This window comes from uncultured Hymenobacter sp., assembly GCF_964242765.1.
Taxonomy (GTDB): Bacteria; Bacteroidota; Bacteroidia; order Cytophagales; family Hymenobacteraceae; genus Hymenobacter.
In genome coordinates, this window is sequence record NZ_CAXTBM010000048.1 from 40278 (window position 1) to 44368 (window position 4091).

Sequence of the window (4091 nt, forward strand, 5' to 3'; positions counted from 1 at the left end):
AGCCAGGCCTTGTGGAGCGTTTCGAAGCTATTTGCAACGGCAAGGAAATTTGCAATGCCTTCTCAGAACTCAACGACCCCATCGACCAGCGCGCCCGCTTCGAGGAGCAGCTAGAGCTCGGCAAGCGCGGCGACACCGAGGCCATGGTGCTCGACGAGGATTTCTTGCGGGCCTTGGAATACGGTATGCCCCCTACTGCTGGACTAGGCATCGGCATCGACCGCCTCAGCATGATCATGACTAATTCGAATTCGATTCAGGACGTGCTATTCTTCCCGCAGATGAAGCCGGAAAACACCAAGTCGGAAAACGCTCCGAAACCTCACTAATAAATTTATCACAATCAAAAAACGCCACCTCTATCAGGTAGCGTTTTTTGATTGTGCGCTTGTAAAGCGTATATGTCCGATTATTTTCAGAAAACAGGTACCTCCTGAATACAGAAAGCCTCCCGCATATCACTGTGCGAGAGGCTTTCTTTTGGAACCAACTTACCTTTCAACTGGAAGGCTTACTTGAAGAAGTTTGCGATGAACAAGTACGATTTTACTGTCAGATCAAGTTAACCACGATCAAACAGAAGCTCTTACTGTCGGCAATTTTACTTCAAGTGTGCTACTCAGCTTCTTTCAAGCTAGTTACATTCTCTCTAACGGCGTTGCTATCGGCAAGGTTACTTTCAAACAAATAATTTTTGGGTAAACTTAGGTCCGTTGAGCTGATCCTTGAAATCAGAAAGCCTCCCGCGCATTGAATAGCGGGAGGCTTTCCTTTTGAATTACAACAAACTTACCCTTCCGATCAGGTTCTATTGCAGAAGCTTGCGATGGGCAAAACTAGATTTTACTGGTAGGCTAGTAACCAAGTCCCGCCAGAAGCTCAGCAGCCGGCAATTTTACGACAATGAAATCTCCGATCTTCTTTCAAGTCGGTTGTATGTTCTTTAACGGCACAGCAAAAACCAGGTTACAAAATCAAGTAAATATTCTTAAAGTCCCTTACCGTAACCAGGGAAATGACGTACGTCGCCACCAATGCCATCATAGTCGGAGTCGATGCCATCAATGCTTCCTGCGTCGGGCTCCGTGAAGCCACCGGGCGTATTGATGGAACCGAGCAAACTGTCAGCGGCTGAGCGGTCTGACTCTTGCTTGGCAGAGGCGGGGGCTTGTTCTTTGAGCGAGCTGAGGCGGGCTAATCCGTCTTTTAGCAGCTTGTTCAGGTCGTCGCCGAGTTTGCCGGCCGATTCTTTAAGGCCGGCCCGGGTTTGGTCACCGGTTTCGGGAGCTAGCAGCAAGCCGGCTACAATACCCGCGGTAGCTCCAGCCAACAGGGAGAGAATTACTTTGCCTTTTGTGTCTTGCATAACGCAGCAGAGTGGAAGGTGAAAAAAGAAACGTAAGCCAGGAGTCGAGGAACCGCTTTTGCGATGCGTATGGCATATAGGTTACACTCTATGTACTAACGGCGTATGTTGAATTTTGGTTAACAGAAAAGCCTCTGCTTTCTCGACGAAAACAGAGGCTCTTATTAAGAAGCTGTGGTAGCTTACAGGTCGTTGAGCATTTTCACAACTTCGTTTTTGGCTTTTCCAAGTTTTTGCTGCAAACGGCCTACCAGCTCGTCACTTTTGCCTTCGGCATACTCTAAATCTTCGTCGGTGAGCTGCGCGTATTGCTGCTTCAGCTTGCCTTTGGCGTCGTCCCAGCTGCCTTTCAGTTTCAGGCTGCTACCAGCACCACCGATGCCTAGGTCTTCCAGCTTTTCTACGTAGCCTTTGAATTTAGCGTCCAGGTCTTCGGTGTATTTCGAGAGCTGCTCGCCCAACTGACCACTGTATTTCGTAGCGGCGCTGCCAATTTTCTCACGAGTGGCTTTGCCTTTGTCGGGAGCCATCAACAAACCAGCAATGATACCGGCGCCGGCACCAGCCAAAGCAGCGAGGAGAATTTTGCCCGAGTTGTCTTCTTCTTCGTAATACGACATAGTGTGGAGAGAGAAAGGTGATGAAATTCAGATAGATGACTGTCGGCAGCCACGCTAAGGCTTGCACAATAGATAAGCCGCTCGCGGCATATCCTATTTTGTCATTCTGTGCCTAATACGGCGACAAGCTGCACAGGTTTTAGTTGGACGCTAAAAAAGTAGTGTTCTGCAATATAGCGTTGCTATACTATCTATGCTCAAGCAGACAACAGAATTCAGCAGCGCCTTACTTGGTAAGCGTGCCACTCATATTTGCAGTTACACTACGCGCCTTTTCGTTTTAAAGCCTTGCTTCGGGACGCTATATGGCGCTGAAGTTCTACTTTCGCGTTCCACCTCTTCTGCCCTATCGATGAGAATCATGTTGCCTCTGCTGGCCTTGCTACTAAGCGGCGCCTGTCAGAAACAGACGGCCCCTACCGCCGCCAAACCATGCATCGACCCCGCTAAGATCCGCAGGGACGCTATGTGCACCATGCAGTACGACCCGGTATGTGGCTGCGACGGCAAAACGTACGGTAATGCTTGCACAGCTACCAACGCTGGCCTCACCAGCTTCCGTCCCGGCGCCTGCCCCGATTCCAAAAAGTAGTAACCCCTTTTCTCCCTAGCTGTACTTATGTCTGAAAAGCGCTATTTCCGCCAGCAGAACCCATTTGTAGTGCCCACCACCGATGGCAAGCTTATCGAGGAGCACATTGGTTTGGCCAGCACCCAAACCGCCCAGTACAGTGTGGCCCACATGGTGGCACCGCCCCAATGGAGCGAGCCGCACCAGCGCCCCGAGTTCGACGAAGTAACAATTGTAGTGCGGGGCCGCAAGCGTTTCGAAATTGATGGCGACGTAGTAGAGCTAAGCGCTGGTGAATCTTTGCTGATTGAGGCCGGGGCGCGGGTGCGTTACTCGAATCCGTTTGATGCGGAGTGCGAATACTGGTCGGTATGCGTGCCAGCTTTCAGCCCCGCCACCGTGCATCGGGAAGAAGAATAAGCCGCTATTCTTCTGGTACGAAACGCTGTTACCCCTATGAATCTACTGTATCTGGTGTTCGGCGACAATGTGCGGAATCACTTTCAGGCTTGTTTTTCTATTCTGAGTTTTCTGCGGTACCCCACCGGTCTTGGCACCATCACCATCGTAACGGATGCGCCCGACTTCTACCGCCATCTTGCCGACCACGTCATAGTGCTGCCTGTAGATGCGGCTACGCTACGGGAATGGAAGGGAGAGTTCGACTTCTTTTGGCGCATCAAAATCAAGGCGCTGGAGTTGGTGGCCGCCAAATATCCTGGCCTTCCCCTGCTCTACCTCGACTCTGATACGTTTTTACACGGCTCGTTCGAAGCGCTACAAACGGCGCTAGCCGCTGGTCAGGCCTTTATGCACGAACCAGAAGGCGCTTTAGCCGAGCTAGGCAGCAAGACCGAGCGCCGGATGTGGCAGCAAGTGGGCGGCAAGTCGTTTGGGGGCGTATTGTTTCATGAGCGCCATAGCATGTGGAATGCAGGCGTAGTAGGCATTCCGGCTCAGGGCGCCTCTGACGCTATAACCCTGGCCCTACGCATCTGCGATGATCTAAGTCGGGCAGGCGTTACACCTCGCCTGATCGAGCAATTTGCGCTTTCCGTAGCGCTACAGGAACGGTTTGACTTACAATCGGCGCTACCTTATATCGGGCATTATTGGAGCAATAAAACTGAATGGAATGATGCTATTGCTTCCTTCCTGCTGGAGTCACAATTGAAAAACCGCTCCGTGGCAGAAGAAATAGAGGCCGTCAATAGCTTCAACTTTCGGTCTGTGCCTGTTAAGAAGCGGCTCAAGAATACCCGTTGGCGGCTGTACCATCTCGTCGACCGCCTTTTCCCGCCGAAAGAAACTGTATACGCCGGCGACACCTAAACCAACGGCTTCTCCTTAGTTACCTGCATCCTATTAAGTTCTGATAGAAGGCACACAAATAGAAGGCACACAAAAAAGGAGACCTTGACTTGTGTCAAGGCCTCCTTTTTTGTGTGCCTTCTATCAGAAAAATCTTAGATATACTGGTTGATAATGGCTTCGAGCCACTCCTGCTTGCCGCTGCGCTGCACCGGCTCGCCCG

General features: G+C 51.1%; 5 protein-coding genes and 1 pseudogene (1 of these 6 only partly in view). 4 read left to right on the plus strand and 2 right to left on the minus strand.

Going from position 1 to position 4091, the window contains the following annotated elements:
• Positions 1-329 (plus strand): annotated as a pseudogene (gene lysS / locus ACFE7X_RS18260) (lysine--tRNA ligase) (it extends 1207 nt beyond the left edge of the window).
• Between the two features lie 659 nt (positions 330-988).
• On the opposite strand, the gene ACFE7X_RS18265 reads toward lysS, so the two are convergent.
• Together ACFE7X_RS18265 and ACFE7X_RS18270 are read right to left on the minus strand one after the other, a co-directional pair.
• Positions 989-1366 carry a YtxH domain-containing protein gene (locus ACFE7X_RS18265; RefSeq protein WP_375437125.1) on the minus strand — a complete coding sequence of 126 codons (378 nt, stop codon included), beginning with the start codon at positions 1364-1366 and terminating at the stop codon, positions 989-991.
• Between the two features lie 182 nt (positions 1367-1548).
• A complete protein-coding gene (locus tag ACFE7X_RS18270; protein ID WP_375437126.1) occupies positions 1549-1986 on the minus strand; it encodes a CsbD family protein in 438 nt (145 codons plus the stop codon).
• Positions 1987-2338: 352 nt separating this feature from the next.
• Here ACFE7X_RS18270 and ACFE7X_RS18275 point away from each other — a divergent pair, with 352 nt between their 5' ends.
• From ACFE7X_RS18275 to ACFE7X_RS18285, 3 genes are read left to right on the plus strand one after another with little or no spacing between them, the layout of a single operon-like run.
• Positions 2339-2578 (plus strand): kazal domain protein, encoded by a 240-nt coding sequence (locus ACFE7X_RS18275; RefSeq protein ID WP_375437127.1) that lies wholly within the window; start codon positions 2339-2341, stop codon positions 2576-2578.
• Between the two features lie 27 nt (positions 2579-2605).
• The gene (locus tag ACFE7X_RS18280) at positions 2606-2977 is read left to right on the plus strand and encodes a cupin domain-containing protein (RefSeq protein ID WP_375437128.1); all 372 of its coding nucleotides are present in this window, start codon (positions 2606-2608) and stop codon (positions 2975-2977) included.
• Between the two features lie 36 nt (positions 2978-3013).
• Positions 3014-3889 (plus strand): hypothetical protein, encoded by an 876-nt coding sequence (locus ACFE7X_RS18285; protein WP_375437129.1) that lies wholly within the window; start codon positions 3014-3016, stop codon positions 3887-3889.
• Positions 3890-4091: the final 202 nt, after the last annotated feature.

Coding starts and splice junctions, on each gene's coding strand:
- ACFE7X_RS18275 (WP_375437127.1), top strand. CDS start 2,339: ATGAGAATCATGTTGCCTCTGCTGGCCTTGCTACTAAGCGGCGCCTGT.
- ACFE7X_RS18270 (WP_375437126.1), bottom strand. CDS start 1,986: ATGTCGTATTACGAAGAAGAAGACAACTCGGGCAAAATTCTCCTCGCT.
- ACFE7X_RS18265 (WP_375437125.1), bottom strand. CDS start 1,366: ATGCAAGACACAAAAGGCAAAGTAATTCTCTCCCTGTTGGCTGGAGCT.
- ACFE7X_RS18280 (WP_375437128.1), top strand. CDS start 2,606: ATGTCTGAAAAGCGCTATTTCCGCCAGCAGAACCCATTTGTAGTGCCC.
- ACFE7X_RS18285 (WP_375437129.1), top strand. CDS start 3,014: ATGAATCTACTGTATCTGGTGTTCGGCGACAATGTGCGGAATCACTTT.